The organism is Streptomyces sp. NPDC059989 (genome assembly GCF_042736975.1).
Classification (GTDB): domain Bacteria; phylum Actinomycetota; class Actinomycetes; order Streptomycetales; family Streptomycetaceae; genus Streptomyces.
Genome location: NZ_JBHWUO010000015.1, coordinates 115,556 through 133,648 on the forward strand (window position 1 = coordinate 115,556; position 18,093 = coordinate 133,648).

General features: G+C 66.3%; 30 protein-coding genes. All 30 read right to left on the minus strand.

What is annotated here, in order from left to right:
• Positions 1 to 56: 56 nt before the first annotated feature.
• On the minus strand, positions 57 to 461 hold the full coding sequence (rpsK, locus tag ACFWBN_RS16030; RefSeq protein ID WP_003956432.1) for a 30S ribosomal protein S11: 405 nt from the start codon (positions 459 to 461) through the stop codon (positions 57 to 59).
• A 54-nt stretch (positions 462 to 515) separates the two neighbouring features.
• Entirely contained in the window at positions 516 to 896 is a 381-nt protein-coding gene (gene rpsM, locus ACFWBN_RS16035; protein WP_007265919.1) for a 30S ribosomal protein S13, read from the minus strand.
• A gap of 201 nt (positions 897 to 1,097) precedes the next feature.
• Positions 1,098 to 1,211, minus strand: a complete 114-nt coding sequence (gene rpmJ / locus ACFWBN_RS16040; protein WP_003956441.1) for a 50S ribosomal protein L36 — start codon at positions 1,209 to 1,211, stop codon at positions 1,098 to 1,100.
• Between the two features lie 73 nt (positions 1,212 to 1,284).
• On the minus strand, positions 1,285 to 1,506 hold the full coding sequence (gene infA, locus ACFWBN_RS16045) for a translation initiation factor IF-1 (RefSeq protein WP_003956442.1): 222 nt from the start codon (positions 1,504 to 1,506) through the stop codon (positions 1,285 to 1,287).
• A gap of 138 nt (positions 1,507 to 1,644) precedes the next feature.
• Positions 1,645 to 2,505 carry a type I methionyl aminopeptidase gene (gene map / locus ACFWBN_RS16050; RefSeq protein WP_385176871.1) on the minus strand — a complete coding sequence of 287 codons (861 nt, stop codon included), beginning with the start codon at positions 2,503 to 2,505 and terminating at the stop codon, positions 1,645 to 1,647.
• A 169-nt stretch (positions 2,506 to 2,674) separates the two neighbouring features.
• On the minus strand, positions 2,675 to 3,322 hold the full coding sequence (locus ACFWBN_RS16055) for an adenylate kinase (RefSeq protein ID WP_385176873.1): 648 nt from the start codon (positions 3,320 to 3,322) through the stop codon (positions 2,675 to 2,677).
• The gene (gene secY, locus ACFWBN_RS16060) at positions 3,322 to 4,635 is read right to left on the minus strand and encodes a preprotein translocase subunit SecY (RefSeq protein ID WP_376660048.1); all 1,314 of its coding nucleotides are present in this window, start codon (positions 4,633 to 4,635) and stop codon (positions 3,322 to 3,324) included. The genes ACFWBN_RS16055 and secY overlap by 1 nt, the downstream gene beginning before the upstream one ends.
• A gap of 187 nt (positions 4,636 to 4,822) precedes the next feature.
• On the minus strand, positions 4,823 to 5,278 hold the full coding sequence (gene rplO / locus ACFWBN_RS16065; protein ID WP_008739693.1) for a 50S ribosomal protein L15: 456 nt from the start codon (positions 5,276 to 5,278) through the stop codon (positions 4,823 to 4,825).
• A gap of 1 nt (position 5,279) precedes the next feature.
• Positions 5,280 to 5,462 carry a 50S ribosomal protein L30 gene (gene rpmD, locus ACFWBN_RS16070; RefSeq protein WP_053682614.1) on the minus strand — a complete coding sequence of 61 codons (183 nt, stop codon included), beginning with the start codon at positions 5,460 to 5,462 and terminating at the stop codon, positions 5,280 to 5,282.
• Positions 5,462 to 6,067 (minus strand): 30S ribosomal protein S5, encoded by a 606-nt coding sequence (gene rpsE, locus ACFWBN_RS16075; protein ID WP_362055123.1) that lies wholly within the window; start codon positions 6,065 to 6,067, stop codon positions 5,462 to 5,464. Before rpsE ends, rpmD begins: the two co-directional genes overlap by 1 nt.
• 45 nt (positions 6,068 to 6,112) lie before the next feature.
• Entirely contained in the window at positions 6,113 to 6,496 is a 384-nt protein-coding gene (rplR, locus tag ACFWBN_RS16080; protein ID WP_030026334.1) for a 50S ribosomal protein L18, read from the minus strand.
• Between the two features lie 2 nt (positions 6,497 to 6,498).
• Positions 6,499 to 7,038 carry a 50S ribosomal protein L6 gene (gene rplF, locus ACFWBN_RS16085; RefSeq protein ID WP_328927161.1) on the minus strand — a complete coding sequence of 180 codons (540 nt, stop codon included), beginning with the start codon at positions 7,036 to 7,038 and terminating at the stop codon, positions 6,499 to 6,501.
• Positions 7,039 to 7,058: 20 nt separating this feature from the next.
• Positions 7,059 to 7,457, minus strand: coding sequence for a 30S ribosomal protein S8 (rpsH, locus tag ACFWBN_RS16090; protein WP_007265911.1), 399 nt, complete (start codon positions 7,455 to 7,457; stop codon positions 7,059 to 7,061).
• A gap of 223 nt (positions 7,458 to 7,680) precedes the next feature.
• Positions 7,681 to 7,866, minus strand: coding sequence for a type Z 30S ribosomal protein S14 (locus ACFWBN_RS16095; RefSeq protein WP_003956452.1), 186 nt, complete (start codon positions 7,864 to 7,866; stop codon positions 7,681 to 7,683).
• 5 nt (positions 7,867 to 7,871) lie between these two features.
• Positions 7,872 to 8,423, minus strand: coding sequence for a 50S ribosomal protein L5 (gene rplE / locus ACFWBN_RS16100; protein ID WP_030154702.1), 552 nt, complete (start codon positions 8,421 to 8,423; stop codon positions 7,872 to 7,874).
• Entirely contained in the window at positions 8,423 to 8,734 is a 312-nt protein-coding gene (gene rplX, locus ACFWBN_RS16105) for a 50S ribosomal protein L24 (protein WP_030008468.1), read from the minus strand. Before rplX ends, rplE begins: the two co-directional genes overlap by 1 nt.
• Positions 8,735 to 8,736: 2 nt before the next feature.
• Positions 8,737 to 9,105, minus strand: coding sequence for a 50S ribosomal protein L14 (rplN, locus tag ACFWBN_RS16110; protein ID WP_008739701.1), 369 nt, complete (start codon positions 9,103 to 9,105; stop codon positions 8,737 to 8,739).
• Positions 9,106 to 9,211: 106 nt separating this feature from the next.
• Positions 9,212 to 9,493, minus strand: coding sequence for a 30S ribosomal protein S17 (gene rpsQ, locus ACFWBN_RS16115; RefSeq protein WP_030026328.1), 282 nt, complete (start codon positions 9,491 to 9,493; stop codon positions 9,212 to 9,214).
• A complete protein-coding gene (rpmC, locus tag ACFWBN_RS16120; RefSeq protein WP_385176878.1) occupies positions 9,493 to 9,717 on the minus strand; it encodes a 50S ribosomal protein L29 in 225 nt (74 codons plus the stop codon). The genes rpsQ and rpmC overlap by 1 nt, the downstream gene beginning before the upstream one ends.
• Entirely contained in the window at positions 9,717 to 10,136 is a 420-nt protein-coding gene (gene rplP, locus ACFWBN_RS16125) for a 50S ribosomal protein L16 (protein ID WP_030026326.1), read from the minus strand. The genes rpmC and rplP overlap by 1 nt, the downstream gene beginning before the upstream one ends.
• 5 nt (positions 10,137 to 10,141) lie before the next feature.
• Positions 10,142 to 10,984 carry a 30S ribosomal protein S3 gene (gene rpsC / locus ACFWBN_RS16130; RefSeq protein ID WP_030230639.1) on the minus strand — a complete coding sequence of 281 codons (843 nt, stop codon included), beginning with the start codon at positions 10,982 to 10,984 and terminating at the stop codon, positions 10,142 to 10,144.
• Positions 10,984 to 11,331, minus strand: coding sequence for a 50S ribosomal protein L22 (rplV, locus tag ACFWBN_RS16135; RefSeq protein ID WP_037792011.1), 348 nt, complete (start codon positions 11,329 to 11,331; stop codon positions 10,984 to 10,986). Before rplV ends, rpsC begins: the two co-directional genes overlap by 1 nt.
• Positions 11,332 to 11,374: 43 nt before the next feature.
• On the minus strand, positions 11,375 to 11,656 hold the full coding sequence (gene rpsS / locus ACFWBN_RS16140; protein WP_008739713.1) for a 30S ribosomal protein S19: 282 nt from the start codon (positions 11,654 to 11,656) through the stop codon (positions 11,375 to 11,377).
• Positions 11,657 to 11,668: 12 nt separating this feature from the next.
• On the minus strand, positions 11,669 to 12,505 hold the full coding sequence (gene rplB, locus ACFWBN_RS16145) for a 50S ribosomal protein L2 (RefSeq protein ID WP_008739715.1): 837 nt from the start codon (positions 12,503 to 12,505) through the stop codon (positions 11,669 to 11,671).
• Between the two features lie 39 nt (positions 12,506 to 12,544).
• Entirely contained in the window at positions 12,545 to 12,868 is a 324-nt protein-coding gene (gene rplW / locus ACFWBN_RS16150) for a 50S ribosomal protein L23 (RefSeq protein ID WP_030154694.1), read from the minus strand.
• Positions 12,868 to 13,518, minus strand: a complete 651-nt coding sequence (rplD, locus tag ACFWBN_RS16155) for a 50S ribosomal protein L4 (protein WP_385176882.1) — start codon at positions 13,516 to 13,518, stop codon at positions 12,868 to 12,870. The genes rplW and rplD overlap by 1 nt, the downstream gene beginning before the upstream one ends.
• Positions 13,519 to 13,522: 4 nt before the next feature.
• Complete coding sequence (gene rplC, locus ACFWBN_RS16160; protein WP_007265899.1) at positions 13,523 to 14,167, minus strand: 50S ribosomal protein L3; 645 nt, start codon at positions 14,165 to 14,167, stop codon at positions 13,523 to 13,525.
• 14 nt (positions 14,168 to 14,181) lie between these two features.
• Positions 14,182 to 14,490 carry a 30S ribosomal protein S10 gene (gene rpsJ / locus ACFWBN_RS16165; protein ID WP_003948644.1) on the minus strand — a complete coding sequence of 103 codons (309 nt, stop codon included), beginning with the start codon at positions 14,488 to 14,490 and terminating at the stop codon, positions 14,182 to 14,184.
• A gap of 468 nt (positions 14,491 to 14,958) precedes the next feature.
• Positions 14,959 to 16,095, minus strand: coding sequence for a hypothetical protein (locus ACFWBN_RS16170; protein WP_385176885.1), 1,137 nt, complete (start codon positions 16,093 to 16,095; stop codon positions 14,959 to 14,961).
• A gap of 120 nt (positions 16,096 to 16,215) precedes the next feature.
• On the minus strand, positions 16,216 to 18,033 hold the full coding sequence (locus ACFWBN_RS16175) for an ArnT family glycosyltransferase (RefSeq protein ID WP_385176887.1): 1,818 nt from the start codon (positions 18,031 to 18,033) through the stop codon (positions 16,216 to 16,218).
• Positions 18,034 to 18,093 lie beyond the last annotated feature (60 nt).

The following is an 18,093-nucleotide window of genomic DNA, read 5'->3' on the forward strand; positions in this document are numbered from 1 at the left end:
CCCCGAAGGGGTCGTACCGCCCGGACACTCAAGAACGCACAGGTGCGTCCGCTGCGTCAGACGCGGCGGCGCTTCGGCGGGCGGCAGCCGTTGTGCGGGGTGGGGGTGACGTCCTGGATCGAGCCGACCTCGAGGCCGGTGGCCTGGAGGGAGCGGATCGCGGTCTCACGGCCGGAGCCGGGACCCTTGACGAAGACGTCGACCTTGCGCATGCCGTGCTCCTGCGCGCGGCGGGCGGCCGACTCGGCGGCCATCTGCGCGGCGAAGGGGGTGGACTTGCGCGAGCCCTTGAAGCCGACGTGGCCGGCGGAGGCCCAGGAGATCACGTTGCCCGAGGGGTCGGTGATCGAAACGATGGTGTTGTTGAACGTGCTCTTGATGTGGGCGTGCCCGTGAGCGACGTTCTTCTTTTCCTTGCGGCGCACCTTCTTGGCAGCGCCCTGACGACCCTTGGGGGGCATCTAAATCTCCTACGGGAGGTGGTCGGTCCTACAGCGCAAGACCGCTGAACAGGACTACTTCTTGCCCGGCTTCTTCTTACCGGCGATCGCGCGACGCGGGCCCTTGCGGGTACGCGCGTTCGTGCTGGTGCGCTGACCGTGCACCGGGAGGCCACGACGGTGGCGAATACCCTGGTAGCACTGGATCTCGATCTTGCGGCGAATGTCGCCCTGGATCTCGCGGCGGAGGTCACCCTCGGTACGGAGGTTGGCGTCCACGTACTCGCGGATCTTGACGAGGTCCTCTTCGGCCAGGTCACGAACGCGGGTGTTCGGGTTCACGCCGGTGGAGGCGAGGATCTCCTTGGACCGGGTGCGCCCGATACCGAAGACGTAGGTGAGTGCGATCTCCACACGCTTTTCGCGCGGGATGTCAACACCGGAAACGCGTGCCATTCAATGGCTCCTGTGTGTTCGGGGGTCTTCCACAGAACCGACCCCGACCGCCGACCAACCCGAAGTGGGTGGTGGTACGCCCGGGTCCCCGGCCCCCGCCGGAGGTGCCGCCGGCCCTGATACGGGCTGGGCGGGTTCTGCGTATGTACGTTTTCTTACGTCGCGCGAAGAACTGCGTTAAGGCAGGTCGGTCGGCGTGCGTCAGCCCTGGCGCTGCTTGTGGCGCAGGTTGTCGCAGATGACCATGACCCGACCGTGACGGCGGATCACCTTGCACTTGTCGCAGATCTTCTTGACGCTCGGCTTGACCTTCATGTTGGTGAGGTTCTCCGGGTCAGTGCCACCACCCGCACCGGGACGGACGCCCAGGCAGGAGTGAGGACAAGATCTACTTGTATCGGTAGACGATCCGGCCACGCGTCAGGTCGTACGGAGACAGCTCCACGACGACCCGGTCATCAGGGAGGATGCGGATGTAGTGCATGCGCATCTTGCCGCTGATGTGCGCGAGGACCTTGTGACCGTTCTGGAGTTCCACCTTGAACATCGCGTTCGGGAGGGACTCGATCACGGTGCCCTCGATTTCGATGGCACCTTGCTTCTTGGCCACGCTTCGCCTTTCGAATCGGCTACCTTGATCGGCTTCGTGCGCCATGCAGGCATGGAAGTGCACGAGAGCCGACGAGTCAGTCTACGTCAGGGCACCCAGAAAGACGAATCCGGAAAGTTTGCCCCAGAGTGTAGATCATTAACCGGCCAGGTCGAGGGGGTCGGGGGCCGTGGTGACCCCGTACTCCGCCAGCTTGGCCTTACCGCAGTCCGGGGAGGTCAGGACGATGGGCCCCGCCTCCGTCAGCGCGATGGAGTGCTCCCAGTGCGAGGACCAGGTGCCGTCCGTCGTGATGACCGTCCAGTCGTCCGCCAGGACCTCCGTCTGGGCCGTGCCCAGGGAGACCATCGGCTCGATCGCCAGGCAGACGCCGGGGACGAGCTTGATCCCCTTGCCCCGCTTGCGCGAGACGTAGTTCAGCAGGTGGGGGTCCATGTGCATCTCGGACCCGATGCCGTGGCCGCCGTAGTCCTCGATGATCCCGAACTTGCCGAGGCTGTGCTCACCGGTGGTGGGGCGGGGCTGGCGCTTGATGTACGTCTCGATCGCCTTCGAGATGTCCACGAGGCGGTTGCCGAGCTTCATGGCGGCGATGCCGGCCCACATGGACTCCTCGGTCACCCGGGAGAGCTCCAGGAGCTCAGGGGAGTGCCCAGTGCCCACGAAGGCGGTGTAGGCGGCGTCGCCGTGCCAGCCGTCGACGATCGCGCCGGCGTCGATCGAGATGATGTCGCCGTCCTTGAGGACCGTCTTGTCGTCCGGGATGCCGTGGACGACGACCTCGTTCACCGAGGTGCAGATGGTCGCGGGGAACCCGCCGTAGCCGAGGAAGTTCGACTTGGCCCCGGCGTCCGCGATCACCTTGCGGGCCACCATGTCCAGATCCCGCGTCGTGGCGCCCGGAACGGCCGCCTCACGGGTCGCCGCGTGGATCGCCGCGACGACCAGCCCCGCCTCGCGCATCTTCGCGATCTGCTCGGGGGTCTTGATCTGGACCATGAAAAACGCCTTCCCCTCTTTGCGGCTAAACCGCCGCCGCTCTCGCGGAGGTGGTTGCTCTCCGCTGTGGTGCCTCAATTATTGGCTGATGTCGTCCCGCCCGCTTCATGCAGACGGCCGCGGCGCCCCGAGGGACACCGCGGCCGGAACCTGCACAGCAGGGGTACTACTACTTCTTCAGGGCGTCCATCGCACGCTTGGTGACGTCCGCGACCTCACCGAGGGCCGGGATGGTCACCAGCAGGCCCTGGGCCTTGTAGTAGTCGATGATCGGCTCGGTCTGCGTGTGGTAGACCTCCAGCCGGTTGCGCACCGTCGCCTCGGAGTCGTCGCCGCGCTGGTACAGCTCGCCGCCGCAGGTGTCGCAGACACCGTCGGCCTTCGGCGGGGCGTACGTCACGTGGAAGACGTGCGAGGAGTCGTTGCGGCAGATCCGGCGGCCGGCGATGCGCTTGACGACCTCGTCCTCCTCGACCTCCAGGTCGAGGACGGCGTCGAGCTTCATGCCCTCGGCCTTGAGCATCACGTCGAGCGCCTCGGCCTGCGAGACGTTGCGCGGGAAGCCGTCCAGCAGGAAGCCGTTCGCGGCGTCCGGCTGCTCCATCCGGTCCTTGGCCATACCGATGGTGACCGAGTCGGGGACCAGGTCGCCGGCGTCCATGTACGCCTTGGCCTGCTTGCCGAGATCGGTGCCCTGGCTGATGTTGGCCCGGAACAGGTCGCCCGTGGAGATGTGCGGGATCGACAGGTTCTTGGCAAGGAACGCGGCCTGCGTTCCCTTGCCCGCACCGGGCGGTCCGACGAGGACGATTCGCATCAGCGGAGGAACCCTTCGTAATTGCGCTGCTGGAGCTGGCTCTCGATCTGCTTCACGGTTTCCAGACCGACACCCACGATGATGAGGATGCTCGTCCCGCCGAACGGGAAGTTCTGGTTCGCTCCGAAGCCCGCCAACGCCATCGTCGGCACAAGAGCGATGAGACCCAGGTACAGCGACCCCGGCCAGGTGATCCGGTTGAGTACGTAGCTCAGGTACTCGGCGGTGGGTCGACCGGCACGAATACCCGGGATGAACCCACCATACTTCTTCATGTTGTCTGCAACTTCCTCGGGGTTGAAGGAAATCGCCACGTAGAAGAACGCGAAGAAGACGATCAAGAGGAAGTACGCCGCGATGTAGTACGGGTGGTCGCCCTTGACGAAGTGCTTCTGGATCCAGGTGGCCCAGCCTGCCTGGGACCCGCTGAACTGAACGATCAGCGCCGGGATGTACAGCAGCGACGAGGCGAAGATGACCGGAATCACACCAGCCTGGTTCACCTTGAGCGGGATGTAGGTCGAGGTGCCGCCGTACGCGCGGCGACCGATCATGCGCTTCGCGTACTGGACCGGGATCCGGCGCTGCGCCTGCTCGACGAAGACCACCAGGGCGACCATCGCGAGGCCGACGAGGATGACCACACCGAACTCGACCCAGCCGTCGGCGATCTTGCCCTGGAGCTTGATCTGCCAGAGGGCGCCGATGAAGCCGGCGGCGATCGAGATGAACATGAGGATCGACATGCCGTTGCCGATGCCGCGGTCGGTGACGAGCTCACCGAGCCACATGACGACACAGGTGCCGGCGGTCATGGTGACCACCATGACGATCGTGGTGAAGATGGACCGGTCCGGGACGATCTGGCTGGCGACCTGGCAGCCCTGGAACAGGGCACCAGTGCGGGCGGTGGCGACGAGGCCGGTGCCCTGCAGGATCGCGAGTGCGACCGTCAGATAGCGCGTGTACTGAGTGATCTTCGCCGTGCCGGACTGTCCCTCTTTTTTGAGGTTCTCCAGCTTCGGGATGACCACGGTCAGCAGCTGCAGGATGATGCTCGCCGTGATGTACGGCATGATGCCGAGCGCGAAGATCGTGATCTGCAGCAGCGCACCGCCGCTGAACATGTTGACCAGACCGAACAGCCCGTTGCTGCTGCCTGCCTGGTCGACACAGATCTGAACGTTCTTGTAGCTCACGCCGGGTACCGGGATGTGGGACCCGAGCCGGAACAGCACGATGATGCCGAGCGTGAAGAGCAGCTTCTTGCGCAGGTCGGGCGTCTTGAACGCCCGGGCGAACGCGGTGAGCACGGTGCCTCCTGCGACCCCCGCGCTACTGCGTCAGAGGTGACGGTCTGAGGGATCGACGTATACGACAAAGCAAAGGTGCACGCCACCTTACCGGCGAGTGTGCCTTCCGTGGAACGACCAACCGGGGATGCCCCATATGTGAGGCATCCCCGGTCGGGTTTCGAGCTATTTAGCCACTGAATTCGTCTTAGACGAGCTCGGTGACAGTGCCGCCGGCAGCGGCAATCTTCTCCTTGGCGGAGGCGGAGACGGCGTCAACCGAAACCTGCAGCGCCACGGAGAGCTCGCCCTGGCCCAGGACCTTGACGAGGCTGTTCTTGCGAACCGCGCCCTTGGCGACCAGGTCGGCCACCGTGACCTCTCCACCCTCGGGGTAGAGAGCGCCGAGCTTGTCCAGGTTGACAACCTGGAACTCGGTGCGGAACGGGTTCTTGAAGCCCTTGAGCTTCGGCAGACGCATGTGGAGGGGCATCTGCCCACCCTCGAAGCGCTGCGGGATCTGGTAACGGGCCTTCTGGCCCTTCGTACCACGACCGGCCGTCTTACCCTTCGACGCCTCACCACGACCGACACGGGTCTTCGCGGTCTTGGCACCGGGGGCGGGACGGAGGTTGTGGGCCTTCAGCGGGCTGTTCTCAGCCATGTTAGTCAACCTCCTCAACCGTCACGAGGTGGCGGACGGTCTGCACCATTCCGCGGAACTCGGGGCGGTCCTCCTTGACGACCACGTCGTTCAGGCGCTTGAGCCCGAGCGAACGCAGCGTGTCGCGGTGGTTCTGCTTGCTACCGATGTACGACTTCGTCTGCGTGATCTTGAGGCGGGCCATTACGCAGCACCCGCCCCGGCACGCGCACGGAGCAGAGCCGCGGGGGCGACGTCCTCGAGGGGCAGACCACGGCGAGCCGCGATCTCCTCGGGACGCTGCAGGCCCTTGAGCGCTGCCACGGTCGCGTGCACGATGTTGATCGCGTTCGACGAGCCGAGCGACTTCGACAGGATGTCGTGAACGCCGGCGCACTCCAGAACGGCGCGCACCGGGCCACCGGCGATAACACCGGTACCGGGGGCGGCCGGCTTCAGCAGCACGACGCCCGCGGCACGCTCGCCCGTGATCGGGTGAGGGATGGTGCCCTGGATGCGCGGAACCTTGAAGAAGTTCTTCTTGGCTTCCTCGACACCCTTGGCGATGGCCGCGGGAACTTCCTTGGCCTTGCCGTAACCGACACCTACAGTGCCGTCACCGTCGCCCACCACGACCAGCGCGGTGAAGCTGAAGCGGCGACCACCCTTGACAACCTTGGCGACGCGGTTGATCGCGACAACGCGCTCAACGTAAGCGGTCTTCTCGGCGGCAGGGCCACCGTCGCGACCCTTCCGGTCCCGCCGCTCGCCGCCACCGGCACCGCTTCCGCGGCGCTGGGGTCCAGCCATTGGATTACCTCTCTCTGTTACGTCCGTGAGTCCCGGAACCGGGGCTTAGAACTTCAGCCCGGCTTCGCGGGCGGCGTCAGCCAGAGCGGCAATGCGCCCGGCGTATCGGTTGCCACCGCGGTCGAACACGACGGTCTCGACACCCGCAGCCTTGGCACGCTCGGCGACGAGCGCGCCGACAGCCTGGGCCTGGGCGCTCTTGTCGCCTTCGCCACCGCGGATCGAAGCGTCCAGGGTCGACGCCGACGCCAGGGTGTGACCCTGGAGGTCGTCGATGACCTGAGCAACGATGTTGCGGTTGGAACGCGTCACGACGAGGCGCGGACGCTCCGCCGTACCCGAGACGTTCTTGCGGATGCGGATGTGGCGGCGAGCCTTGGCAGCGCGCTTGTACGCGTCGCCCTTGGCGATCTTCACACCGTATGCCATGGCTACTTACCAGCCTTTCCGACCTTGCGGCGGATGACTTCGCCGGCGTACTTGACACCCTTGGCCTTGTACGGGTCGGGCTTCCGCAGCTTGCGGATGTTGGCGGCGACCTCGCCGACCTTCTGCTTGTCGATGCCCTCGACCGAGAACTTGGTCGGCGACTCGACCTTGAAGGAGATGCCCTCGGGCGCCTCCACCAGGATCGGGTGGCTGTAGCCGAGCTGGAACTCCAGGTTGGAGCCCTTCGCGGCCACGCGGTAACCGACACCGCTGATCTCGAGAGCCTTGACGTATCCCGTGGTCACACCGGTGATCATGTTCGCCACCAGCGTGCGGGACAGGCCGTGCAGGGCCTTGTTCTGACGCTCGTCGTTCGGGCGGGTGACGTTAAGAACGCCGTCCTCACCCTTGACGACTGCGATGGGCGCCTTAACGGTGTGCGTGAGGGAACCCTTGGGGCCCTTCACGGCAACCGTGCTGCCATCGATGGTGACGTCCACACCGGCGGGAACCTGGATGGGGAGCTTGCCGATTCGCGACATTGCTTTTCCTCCGTTCCCGACTACCAGACGTAGGCGAGGACTTCCCCACCTACGCCCTTCTTGCCTGCCTGCTGGCCGGTCAGGAGACCGTGGGACGTGGAGATGATCGCCACGCCCAGGCCGCCGAGGACCTTCGGCAGGTTGGTGGACTTTGCGTACACGCGCAGACCGGGCTTCGAGATCCGCTTGATGCCCGCGATGGAGCGCTCACGGTTCGGCCCGAACTTCAGCTCGAGGACGAGGTTCTTGCCGACCTCGGCGTCCTCGACCTTCCAGCCGGTGATGAAACCCTCCTGCTTGAGGATCTCCGCGATGTGCGACTTGATCTTGCTGTGCGGCATCACGACGGTGTCGTGGTACGCCGAGTTAGCGTTACGCAGACGGGTCAGCATGTCTGCGATCGGGTCAGTCATGGTCATGAAGTGGCCTTCGGCCTCTCTCGCCGGGGTTTCCTGTATGCGCCATCCCTCTCCCCACTCAGTGGCGGGACGGGTGCGGTGCGGGGACCTACGGCGTAGTAAGTCGTTATGGGCGGCGGACGCCCAACCACACAAGCCTAAGGCATGCGCGGCCGGGCACCCACCGTCCAGATGCTTACCGAGAGTGCCTGGTACCGCTCAAGTCCTTACGGACGAGAGGGAATTACCAGGAGCTCTTGGTCACGCCCGGCAGCTCGCCACGGTGAGCCATCTCACGAAGGCAGACGCGGCACAGGCCGAACTTGCGGTACACGGAGTGGGGGCGACCGCAGCGCTGGCAGCGGGTGTACGCACGCACACCGAACTTGGGCTTGCGGGCAGCCTTCGCGATGAGAGCCTTCTTCGCCATCTCGCTTACGCCTCCTTGAAGGGGAAGCCGAGGTGACGAAGGAGCGCGCGGCCCTCAGCGTCGTTGGTCGCCGTGGTGACCACGGTGATGTCCATACCCCGGGTACGGTCGATCTTGTCCTGGTCGATCTCGTGGAACATGACCTGCTCCGTGAGACCGAAGGTGTAGTTGCCACGGCCGTCGAACTGCTTCGGCGACAGACCACGGAAGTCACGGATACGCGGCAGCGCGAGCGACAGCGTACGGTCCAGGAACTCCCACATGCGGTCACCACGGAGGGTGACGTGGCAGCCGATCGGCTGACCCTCGCGCAGCTTGAACTGCGCGATGGACTTGCGGGCCTTCGTGACGGCCGGCTTCTGACCGGTGATCGTCGTCAGGTCGCGGATGGCGCCGTCGATCAGCTTGGAGTCGCGGGCGGCGTCGCCCACACCCATGTTGACCACGATCTTCACGAGGCCGGGAATCTGCATGACGTTCTCGTAGGAGAACTCCTCACGCAGCTTGCCCGCGATGTCCTCGCGGTACTTCGTCTTGAGACGCGGAGTGGTAGCCATCAGATGTCCTCACCCGTCCGCTTGGCAACGCGGATCTTGTTGCCCTCGTCGTCGAAGCGGTAGCCGACGCGGGTGACGACCTTCTTGCCGTCCTTCTCCACAACCAGCTGAACGTTGCTGACGTGGACCGGGGCCTCGGTGATCACGATGCCACCGGCCTGGTTCTGCGCAGCCTTGGTGTGCTTCTTGACCCGGTTGACACCCTCGACGAGGACGCGGTTGTCGGCGGGGAAGGCGACGATGACCTTGCCCTGCTTGCCCTTGTCCTTACCGGTGATGACCTGAACCAGGTCGCCCTTCTTGATCTTCATGCTTACAGCACCTCCGGCGCGAGCGAGATGATCTTCATGAACTTCTTCTCGCGCAGCTCACGGCCCACCGGGCCGAAGATACGGGTGCCGCGAGGGTCGCCGTCGTTCTTCAGAATGACGGCGGCGTTCTCGTCAAAGCGGATGTACGAGCCGTCCTGGCGGCGACGCTCCTTGACGGTGCGAACGATGACCGCCTTGACGACGTCACCCTTCTTCACGTTGCCACCGGGGATCGCGTCCTTGACGGTGGCGACGATGACGTCACCGATGCCCGCGTAGCGGCGACCGGAACCACCGAGAACACGGATGCAAAGGATTTCCTTGGCACCAGTGTTGTCGGCGATACGCAGTCGCGACTCCTGCTGGATCACGTGTATCTCCTGTTTGTCTGCCGGTTCCCGGCGGGGGCCTCACTCCGAAGAGCTACCGCCCCCACCGAGCCTGGCGGAACGAACCTAAGGGAAACCCCTCAGGTGCTTACTTGGCCTTCTCGAGGATCTCGACGATGCGCCAGCGCTTGCTCGCCGACAGCGGACGCGTCTCCATGATGAGGACGCGGTCGCCGACGCCGGCAGCGTTCTGCTCGTCGTGCGCCTTGAGCTTGTTCGTACGGCGGATGACCTTGCCGTACAGGGCGTGCTTCACGCGGTCCTCGACAGCGACGACGACGGTCTTGTCCATCTTGTCGCTGACGACGAGACCCTCACGGGTCTTGCGGAAACCGCGCTCGTTCGTCTCAGTCACGTTCTTCTCGCTCATCAGGCGCTCTCCACCGTCTCGATACCGAGCTCACGCTCGTGCATCAGGGTGTAGATGCGAGCGATGTCCTTACGGACCGACCTGAGCCGACCGTTGTTCTCCAGCTGGCCGGTGGCCGCCTGGAAACGGAGCTTGAACAGCTCTTCCTTGGCCTCGCGCAGCTTGGCGACGAGCGCCTCGCCGTCGAGCTCGCGCAGCTCAGACGCCTTCGTTCCGGTCGCCATCACGACTCACCTGCCTCGCGCCGAACAATCCGGCACTTCATCGGAAGCTTGTGAGCAGCGCGGGTGAGCGCCTCACGAGCAATCTTCTCGTTCGGGTAGGACAGCTCGAACATGACCCGACCCGGGTGCACGTTGGCAATCCACCACTCGGGAGAACCCTTACCGGAACCCATGCGGGTCTCGGCAGGCTTCTTCGTGAGCGGGCGGTCCGGGTAGATGTTGATCCAGACCTTGCCGCCACGCTTGATGTGGCGGGTCATCGCGATACGAGCCGCCTCGATCTGGCGGTTCGTCACGTACGCCGGGGTCAGCGCCTGGATGCCGTACTCGCCGAACGAGACCTCAGTACCGCCCTTGGCCATACCGCGGCGCTTCGGGTGGTGCTGCTTGCGGTGCTTGACCCTACGAGGGATCAGCATGTCGGTCAGGCCTCCGTTCCGGTGCTCTCGGCCGGAGCGGCGGCGGGAGCGTCGGCCTTGGGGGCCTCGACACCAGCAGCCTGCTGCGGCTTGCGGCCACCACGGCCGCCGCGCTCGCCACCACGGCCACCACGGCCGGCGGGACGGTCGCCAGCGCCCTGAGCACCACGGGCCGGGCGGTTACCCGCACGGGCCGCAGCGTTCTCGGCGCGAACCTCGGCGATGTTCTTGACGTCGCCCTTGTAGATCCAGACCTTCACACCGATACGGCCGAAGGTGGTCTTGGCCTCGAAGAAGCCGTAGTCCACGTTCGCGCGCAGCGTGTGCAGCGGCACACGACCCTCGCGGTAGAACTCGGAGCGGGACATCTCGGCGCCGCCGAGGCGACCGCCACACTGGATCTTGATGCCCTTGGCGCCGGCCTTCATCGTGCCCTGCATGCTCTTACGCATGGCGCGACGGAAGGAGACGCGGGAGGAGAGCTGCTCGGCAACGGCCTGGGCAACCAGCTGAGCGTCAAGCTCGGGGTTCTTGACCTCGAGGATGTTCAGCTGGACCTGCTTGCCCGTGAGCTTCTCGAGGTCACCGCGGATGCGGTCGGCCTCGGCGCCACGGCGGCCGATGACGATGCCCGGACGAGCGGTGTGGATGTCCACACGCACGCGGTCACGGGTGCGCTCGATCTCAACCTTCGAGATGCCGGCGCGCTCCATGCCGGACGTCATCATCCGACGGATGGCGACGTCTTCCTTGACGTAGTCCTTGTACAGCTTGTCGGCGTACCAACGCGACTTGAAGTCGGTGGTGATGCCGAGCCGGAACCCGTGCGGGTTTACCTTCTGGCCCATTACCGGGAACCTTCCTTGCTGCTGACGACCACGGTGATGTGGCTGGTCCGCTTGCGGATCCGGTAGGCACGGCCCTGCGCACGCGGACGGAACCGCTTCAGGGTCGGGCCCTCGTCCACGAACGCCTCGCTGATGACCAGCGTGGAGGCGTCCGGGTGGTTGTAGTTGTGTGCGGCATTGGCAATGGCGCTGTCCAGCACCTTGCCAACCGGCACGCTCGCGGCCTGCGGGGCGAAACGCAGGACCGCCTGAGCCTCCGTGGCATCCATGCCACGGATAAGGTCCACCACTCGGCGGGCCTTCATGGGCGTGACGCGGATGTACCGCGCCTGGGCCCTGGCTTCCATGGTTGTCCCTTCGGTGTAAGTCATAGTCGTAACCACCCCGCCTTTAGCGGCGCTTCGACTTCCGGTCGTCCTTGACGTGGCCGCGGAAGGTGCGAGTCGGCGAGAACTCGCCGAGCTTGTGGCCGACCATCGACTCGGTGACGAACACCGGGACGTGGGTCTTGCCGTTGTGCACCGCGATGGTGTGACCCAGCATGCTGGGGATGATCATCGAGCGACGGGACCAGGTCTTGATGACGTTCTTGGTGCCGGCTTCGTTCTGGACGTCCACCTTCTTTACGAGGTGGTCGTCGACGAAGGGCCCCTTCTTGAGACTGCGCGGCATCTAAACCCGCTCCTAGCGCTTCTTGTTCGTCTTGCGGCGGCGGACGATGTACTTGCTCGAAGCCTTCTTCGGCGAGCGAGTACGACCCTCCTTCTGACCCCACGGGGAGACCGGGTGGCGACCACCACTGGTCTTGCCCTCACCACCACCGTGCGGGTGGTCAACCGGGTTCATCGCGACACCGCGGACGGACGGGCGAACGCCCTTCCAGCGCATGCGGCCGGCCTTGCCCCAGTTGATGTTCGACTGCTCGGCGTTGCCGACCTCGCCGACGGTGGCGCGGCAGCGCGCGTCGACGAGACGGATCTCACCGGACGGCATACGAAGGTGGGCCATGGTGCCCTCCTTCGCCAGCAGCTGCACGGAGGCACCGGCGGAGCGGGCGAACTTGGCGCCGCCACCGGGACGGAGCTCGATCGCGTGGATCGTGGTACCGACCGGGATGTTGCGGAGCGCCAGGTTGTTACCGGGCTTGATGTCGGCCGTGGGGCCGTTCTCAATCCGGTCGCCCTGCTTCAGAGCCTTCGGCGCGATGATGTAGCGCTTCTCGCCGTCCGCGTAGTGCAGGAGCGCGATGCGCGCAGTGCGGTTGGGGTCGTACTCGATGTGCGCGACCTTGGCCGGCACGCCGTCCTTGTCGTGACGACGGAAGTCGATCACACGGTAGGCGCGCTTGTGGCCGCCACCCTGGTGTCGAACCGTGATCCGACCGGTGTTGTTACGGCCGCCCTTGCTGTGCAGGGGGCGGACCAGCGACTTCTCCGGCGTGGACCGCGTGATCTCGACAAAGTCGGCGACGCTGGAGCCACGACGGCCCGGGGTCGTCGGCTTGTACTTGCGGATACCCATTTCTCAGTCCTCGTCCGATTCCGGACGACTAGACCTCCGTTAGGAGGCCTGGCCGCCGAAGATGTCGATTCGGTCGCCCTCAGCGAGGGTCACGATGGCGCGCTTGGTGTCAGCGCGCTTGCCGAAACCGGTCTTGGTGCGCTTGCGCTTACCCTGACGGTTGATCGTGTTGACCCCGGTGACCTTGACCCCGAAGACCGCCTCGACGGCCTGCTTGATCTGGGTCTTGTTGGAGCCAGGCGCGACGATGAACGTGTACTTGTTCTCGTCCAGCAGCGCGTAGCTCTTCTCCGAGACAACCGGCTTGATCAGCAGGTCGCGCGGGTCGGTGAAGGTCTTGCTGGTAACGGTCGCCTCAGACATCAGGCGTCGCTCCCTTCGGTCTCATCGGCCTTGGGGCCAGACACGAAGGACTCGAAAGCGGCCTGAGTGAAGACCACGTCGTCAGAGACGATCACGTCGTACGTGTTCAGCTGGCCCGGCTCCAGGATGTGAACCTGGGGCAGGTTGCGGGCGGACAGCCACGCGGCCTCTTCGGCGCGGTCGACGACCAGGAGCAGGTTCTTGCGCTCCGAGATCTTGCCGAACAGCGTCTTGGCGGCCTTCGTGGAGGCGGCACCCTCGACCACGCCGGTGACGACGTGGATGCGGGAGTGACGCGCACGGTCCGAGAGGGCACCGCGGAGGGCGGCAACCTTCATCTTCTTCGGGGTCCGCTGGGAGTAGTCACGCGGCTGCGGGCCGTGGACGACGCCACCGCCGACGAACTGCGGAGCGCGGGTGGAACCCTGGCGAGCGCGGCCGGTGCCCTTCTGGCGGTACGGCTTGCGGCCACCACCACGGACTTCGCCACGACGCTTGGTCTTGTGCGTGCCCTGACGGGCAGCTGCCAGCTGGGCGACAACGACCTGGTGGATCAGCGGAACGCTGGTCTTCGCGTCGAAGATCTCCGCGGGGAGCTCGACGGTACCGGCCTTGTCGCCTGCCGGCGAAAGGATGTCAATGGTGCTCATTACCTCAAGCCCCCTTGGCCGCGGTACGGACCAGGACGAGGCCGCCGTTCGGACCGGGGACCGCGCCCTTGATGAGGAGCAGACCCTTCTCCGCGTCAACCGCGTGGATGGTCAGGTTCTGGGTGGTGACGCGCTCGTTGCCCATACGACCGGCCATGCGCATGCCCTTGAAGACACGCCCAGGGGTGGCGCAGCCACCGATCGAACCGGGGGAGCGGTGCTTGCGCTGCACACCGTGACCGGCGCCGAGGCCCCGGAAGTTGTGCCGCTTCATGACACCGGCGAAGCCCTTGCCCTTGCTGTTGCCCGTGACGTCAACCTTGACGCCGGACTCGAACACCTCAGCAGTGATCTCCTGGCCGAGCGTGTACTCGCTGGCGTCGGAGGTGCGGAGCTCCACCAGGTGGCGGCGGGGGGTCACGTCGGCCTTGGCGAAGTGGCCCTTGAGGGGCTTGTTCACCTTGCGCGGGTCGATCTCGCCGAAGGCGATCTGGACCGACTCGTAGCCGTCGATGTCGTTCGTACGGACCTGGGTAACGACGCAGGGTCCGGCCTTGACCACGGTCACCGGGACGACACGGTTGTTCTCGTCCCAGACCTGGGTCATGCCGAGCTTCTCGCCCAGGACGCCCTTGATCTGCTTTGCCATCTTCTCGACGCCTCTCAGAGCTTGATCTCGATGTCAACGCCGGCCGGAAGGTCCAGGCGCATCAGCGAGTCAACGGTCTTGGGGGTCGGGTCGAGGATGTCGATCAGGCGCTTGTGCGTGCGCATCTCGAAGTGCTCGCGCGAGTCCTTGTACTTGTGCGGCGACTTGATGACGCAGTACACGTTCTTCTCAGTGGGCAGCGGCACCGGGCCCGCGACCGACGCACCAGTGCGCGTCACCGTCTCGACGATCTTCTTCGCCGAGGAATCGATGACCTCGTGGTCGTAGGCCTTGAGCCGGATGCGGATCTTCTGTCCCGCCATGGCTACTCCGTAGTCCTGTCTGTATGTGGAAACGCTCTGGCTCTCGGTCGGCTGCGGGACGGATCCCACGGCTTCTCTCCGACCCACGCGGTCGGGCGTGTCGCACTCCCTCTACAGAAAATTCCCATACGGAAATTCCCTCATCCAAGGGGGTGCGGTCCCTGTGACCGCGTTTCGGGGGAGAAACACCCACCGAGCGCCTGGTGGGCACCGTGCTGACACTTCCCAGAAGATTCCCGTACGTCCGCCCCCATTGCTGCCCCGAAAGGCAGATTAAGGACGACGAGTACTGTGGGACTCGCTTCCGGTCCTCCCGGCGGGAGGCGCGCAGCATCGGCACTCAGCCGAGCAACTTGAGTAGTCTGCCATACGAGGCACGTACCTGGCCAATCGGGCGGAAGAGAATACCCCGCCACGGTGAGTGGTCAAACTGCACCACGCGCGTCACCCCGGCGGAGTCTCCCCCGGTCAGGTGCGGGACACGACTCCGCAGCCGTCCTGGCCGGCCTGATCGATGGTCTTGCTCCGGTCGTACGGGTCCACGGGCGTCCCGGAGGGCGTCGGTCCGCTCGGCGCGTCATCGCGGAAGGACGGGTGGACGTAGCCGTCGTACCGGTCGCACGCACTGTTGGCGATGTCCCTCTGGTACGTGACGAGCCACAGGGCGCCGGGGGTCGAGTCCCACTTCCGCGGATCGGCGACGGAGAAGGTGGCCTCGCGGCGCACGATGGTCCGCGACACCTCCTGGGAGCCCCCCTTGACCTTCGTGAACGGGTAGACGAAGGAGTAGTCCACCTTCACGTTGGCCCGCCCGGCGCTCTCGCCCGGCTCCACCCACATCCGGCCCCGCACCTTGACCGCGTCGCCCACGAGCTTCAGGTCGGCCGGGTCGTACCGGGTGAACAGGCTCAGCGGGTCCAGTTCGAAGGTGGGCCGCTCGAAAGAGGTGGCTATGTCCTTCGGGGTCTTGTCGTCCTTGGGGTCCAGCAGGGCCAGGGCCGCCGCCGGGCGCTCGCCGCGCAGGGTCGCGGGGTCCAGATTGGCCGCGATCAGGAACTGCTTCGTCTTCTCCAGCGCGTCCGCGACCTGCGCCTTGGTCATCCCGCCGACGGCGGTGGCCTCGGGCAGCTCGATGCCGGCCGCGCCGTCGGCCCACTGGAGCGCCGGGGAGCCGCGGAAGGGCTCAGCAAGGGTCGGCTGGTCCGGGTGGGCCGCCGAGGGCGGTGCGGTCGGGCGTATCGATTCTGCGGGCAGCGGAGCGGCGTTCTTGGCGTCCTGGCGGGCCTCCGCCTTGCCCGTGATGCGGTCGATCACCAGTTCCGGCCGTACGGCCACCAGCGCGAGCCCCGCGACGAGGAGGACGGCCAGGGCGGCCTTGAGCCGCCGGTTCCTGCCGCGGCCCCGCATCTCCTGCCACGCGGGCCCGGTCCGCCACCCGGGAGGCTCCTGGCCCTGTTCCCGCCGCAACCGCTCGGCCACCATCCGCGCCCGCGCGGACGGCTCCTTCGGCGCGTCCCCCGCCTCCGCGGCGGCCTGCTCCATGAAGCGGGCCCACTCCTCGTCGGAGTGTCCCGCTCTACCGCTGTCGCCGCTGTTCCCGGCCATGTCCCCCACCCCTGACGCCCCCATGCCGAAAGGCCCCGCACCTTGCGGTGCGGAGCCTTTCACGTGCGACGAACACCAGCCAGGCCGCTGACTGAAATGACTGTGATGTCTGCTATGCGATTAGTTGCGGCGCCAGATCACGTAGTCGTCCTCGGGGACGTGCCGGTCGACGTGCCAGCCGGCCGGGGCCCTGCGCCAGCTGTCGGTGGGCGGGGCCGCGTCGTCGAAGAGGGCGAACACGGCGACGTTGGCCTCGTCCGGCGGCGTCTCGTCCTCGATCAGGGCACGGGTCCAGGTGCGGCCGTCGAGCAGCTCGTAGCCCAGGGTCACCCGGGTCTCCCAGCGGAAGGCCCGGTCCATCACCAGCCGGTCGCCGGGCCGCAGGCCGGCCTTGTCGAGGAATCCCGTGCCGTCGCGGTAGCGCCAGCTGGTGTTGGGCACGGTGATGTTGTCGGTGATGGCAACGGTCGCCGTGCCGGCGAAGACCGCCAGCCCCACCCCGACGGCGCCGGTGGCCAGCGCGATCCGGCGGCTGCCGCCGAGCAGGCGCAGGGCCAGCAGGACGGCGAGCACGATCAGGGCGACCGCGGTGGTGCGCAGCGCGTGGAAGCGTTGCCAGTCCCCCGTCCCCAGGCTGGAGAGGAAGGTCGAGTCGGGCAGGCCCCACACGATGAAGTGGGACTTGCTCCACTGGTGCTGGGCCATGTGGAGCAGCACCGCCGTGAACGCCAGCGTCACGCCCACGGTGGCGGCGGCGAGCGCGGTGATCTTCTTCCAGCCGCGGATGTGGTACAGCACGGCCGCCGCGACCACCACGTACACCGCGACCAGCGGGGACAGGTAGCGGGCGTAGGTGATGGTGTCGATCCGGTGGTCGTTGGGCAGGCCGGCGGCCGCCGCGAGGGCGATGCCGCCCAGCAGCGCGACCATCACGAAGGCCACCACGCGGTTGGCCCGGGTGAAGCGCGCGCTGAACACGGCGCACACGCAGACCACCAGGGCCAGCGCGCCCATGCCCCAGGTGCTGGTCAGGAAGTACCAGATGTGCCCGATCGTGCGCATGATCGTGCGCCGCATCAGGCGGGTGTTCTCCAGGGTCTCGAAGACGACGTTGCCGACCTCGCTCGGCTTGGCGCCGTCTATCCGGGCCATCAGCCAGGAGGTCATCAGCTGCTTGGCGAAGAACATGACGGCCAGCACGGCGAGCCCCAGCGCGGAGGCGATCCGCGGTGCCCACTTGAAGACGAGCGTGACCAGCAGCACCAGCCCGGTGAGCGCGATGATCACGCCGCCGCGGTCATGGGTGAGCAGGCAGTAGCCGGCCGCGAAGGAGCCCAGCAGGCCGAAGAGGATCCGGCGGCGCCGGCTGCCCTCGGAGAGCAGGCCGTGCAGGCCGATCAGCCAGGCCAGCACCAGGGCCGGCAGCGGGGTGTCGGCCATCGCGAACTGCGAGTAGAAGACCACCGGCGGCAGCAGCACCGTGGCGCAGCCGACGACGAAGGCGACCGGCCGGGAGACGTCCAGCCGGCGCAGCGCCCAGTAGGCCAGCGGCAGCACCAGGCAGCTGAGCAGGGCGTTGATGCCCATGACCAGGTGGTACGCGAACACCGGGTCCTGGGTGATCCGCATGGCGGGCGAGATGAACAGCGAATAGCCGGCCGGGATGACCTGTTCGTTGGGGATCTCGGTGGTCGGCCGACCCGCCAGGATCCTGGCCATCACCAGGTACATCGACTCGTCAGGGCTGACCGTCGGGTAGTCCTGCTTGGTGACCAGCGACAGCCGGAACAGCACGTTGAGCACGTAGCCGACGGCCAGCGCCAAGGGCACCACCCACCGGGCGTGCCACCACGCTGCCGGGGTACGGCTGTCCGCCGGAGTCCCGGCGGTCCCCTCCGTCTCCGGGTCGACGGGGGGCATGGGGGCCAATCGGGTCATGAGGTCAGGCTTCCTCGAGGTGTCCATGGGGTACCGGTGCGGCGGTACGGGAGCGAAGCG

Coding starts and splice junctions, on each gene's coding strand:
- ACFWBN_RS16170 (WP_385176885.1), bottom strand. CDS start 16,095: ATGGCCGGGAACAGCGGCGACAGCGGTAGAGCGGGACACTCCGACGAG.
- rplE (WP_030154702.1), bottom strand. CDS start 8,423: ATGGCTACCACTCCGCGTCTCAAGACGAAGTACCGCGAGGACATCGCG.
- rpsK (WP_003956432.1), bottom strand. CDS start 461: ATGCCCCCCAAGGGTCGTCAGGGCGCTGCCAAGAAGGTGCGCCGCAAG.
- rplO (WP_008739693.1), bottom strand. CDS start 5,278: ATGGCTGAGAACAGCCCGCTGAAGGCCCACAACCTCCGTCCCGCCCCC.
- rplD (WP_385176882.1), bottom strand. CDS start 13,518: ATGAGCACCATTGACATCCTTTCGCCGGCAGGCGACAAGGCCGGTACC.
- rplB (WP_008739715.1), bottom strand. CDS start 12,505: ATGGGTATCCGCAAGTACAAGCCGACGACCCCGGGCCGTCGTGGCTCC.
- rpmD (WP_053682614.1), bottom strand. CDS start 5,462: ATGGCCCGCCTCAAGATCACGCAGACGAAGTCGTACATCGGTAGCAAG.
- rpmJ (WP_003956441.1), bottom strand. CDS start 1,211: ATGAAGGTCAAGCCGAGCGTCAAGAAGATCTGCGACAAGTGCAAGGTG.
- ACFWBN_RS16055 (WP_385176873.1), bottom strand. CDS start 3,322: ATGCGAATCGTCCTCGTCGGACCGCCCGGTGCGGGCAAGGGAACGCAG.
- rplR (WP_030026334.1), bottom strand. CDS start 6,496: ATGGCATACGGTGTGAAGATCGCCAAGGGCGACGCGTACAAGCGCGCT.
- rplW (WP_030154694.1), bottom strand. CDS start 12,868: ATGTCTGAGGCGACCGTTACCAGCAAGACCTTCACCGACCCGCGCGAC.
- rpsJ (WP_003948644.1), bottom strand. CDS start 14,490: ATGGCGGGACAGAAGATCCGCATCCGGCTCAAGGCCTACGACCACGAG.
- rpsS (WP_008739713.1), bottom strand. CDS start 11,656: ATGCCGCGCAGTCTCAAGAAGGGGCCCTTCGTCGACGACCACCTCGTA.
- rpsE (WP_362055123.1), bottom strand. CDS start 6,067: ATGGCTGGACCCCAGCGCCGCGGAAGCGGTGCCGGTGGCGGCGAGCGG.
- rplF (WP_328927161.1), bottom strand. CDS start 7,038: ATGTCGCGAATCGGCAAGCTCCCCATCCAGGTTCCCGCCGGTGTGGAC.
- rpsM (WP_007265919.1), bottom strand. CDS start 896: ATGGCACGCGTTTCCGGTGTTGACATCCCGCGCGAAAAGCGTGTGGAG.
- rpmC (WP_385176878.1), bottom strand. CDS start 9,717: ATGGCGACCGGAACGAAGGCGTCTGAGCTGCGCGAGCTCGACGGCGAG.
- rpsH (WP_007265911.1), bottom strand. CDS start 7,457: ATGACCATGACTGACCCGATCGCAGACATGCTGACCCGTCTGCGTAAC.
- rplP (WP_030026326.1), bottom strand. CDS start 10,136: ATGCTGATCCCTCGTAGGGTCAAGCACCGCAAGCAGCACCACCCGAAG.
- ACFWBN_RS16175 (WP_385176887.1), bottom strand. CDS start 18,033: ATGACCCGATTGGCCCCCATGCCCCCCGTCGACCCGGAGACGGAGGGG.
- ACFWBN_RS16095 (WP_003956452.1), bottom strand. CDS start 7,866: ATGGCGAAGAAGGCTCTCATCGCGAAGGCTGCCCGCAAGCCCAAGTTC.
- rplV (WP_037792011.1), bottom strand. CDS start 11,331: ATGGAAGCCAGGGCCCAGGCGCGGTACATCCGCGTCACGCCCATGAAG.
- rplX (WP_030008468.1), bottom strand. CDS start 8,734: ATGAAGATCAAGAAGGGCGACCTGGTTCAGGTCATCACCGGTAAGGAC.
- rpsC (WP_030230639.1), bottom strand. CDS start 10,984: ATGGGCCAGAAGGTAAACCCGCACGGGTTCCGGCTCGGCATCACCACC.
- rpsQ (WP_030026328.1), bottom strand. CDS start 9,493: ATGAGCGAGAAGAACGTGACTGAGACGAACGAGCGCGGTTTCCGCAAG.
- map (WP_385176871.1), bottom strand. CDS start 2,505: ATGGTCCAGATCAAGACCCCCGAGCAGATCGCGAAGATGCGCGAGGCG.
- rplC (WP_007265899.1), bottom strand. CDS start 14,167: ATGGCAAAGCAGATCAAGGGCGTCCTGGGCGAGAAGCTCGGCATGACC.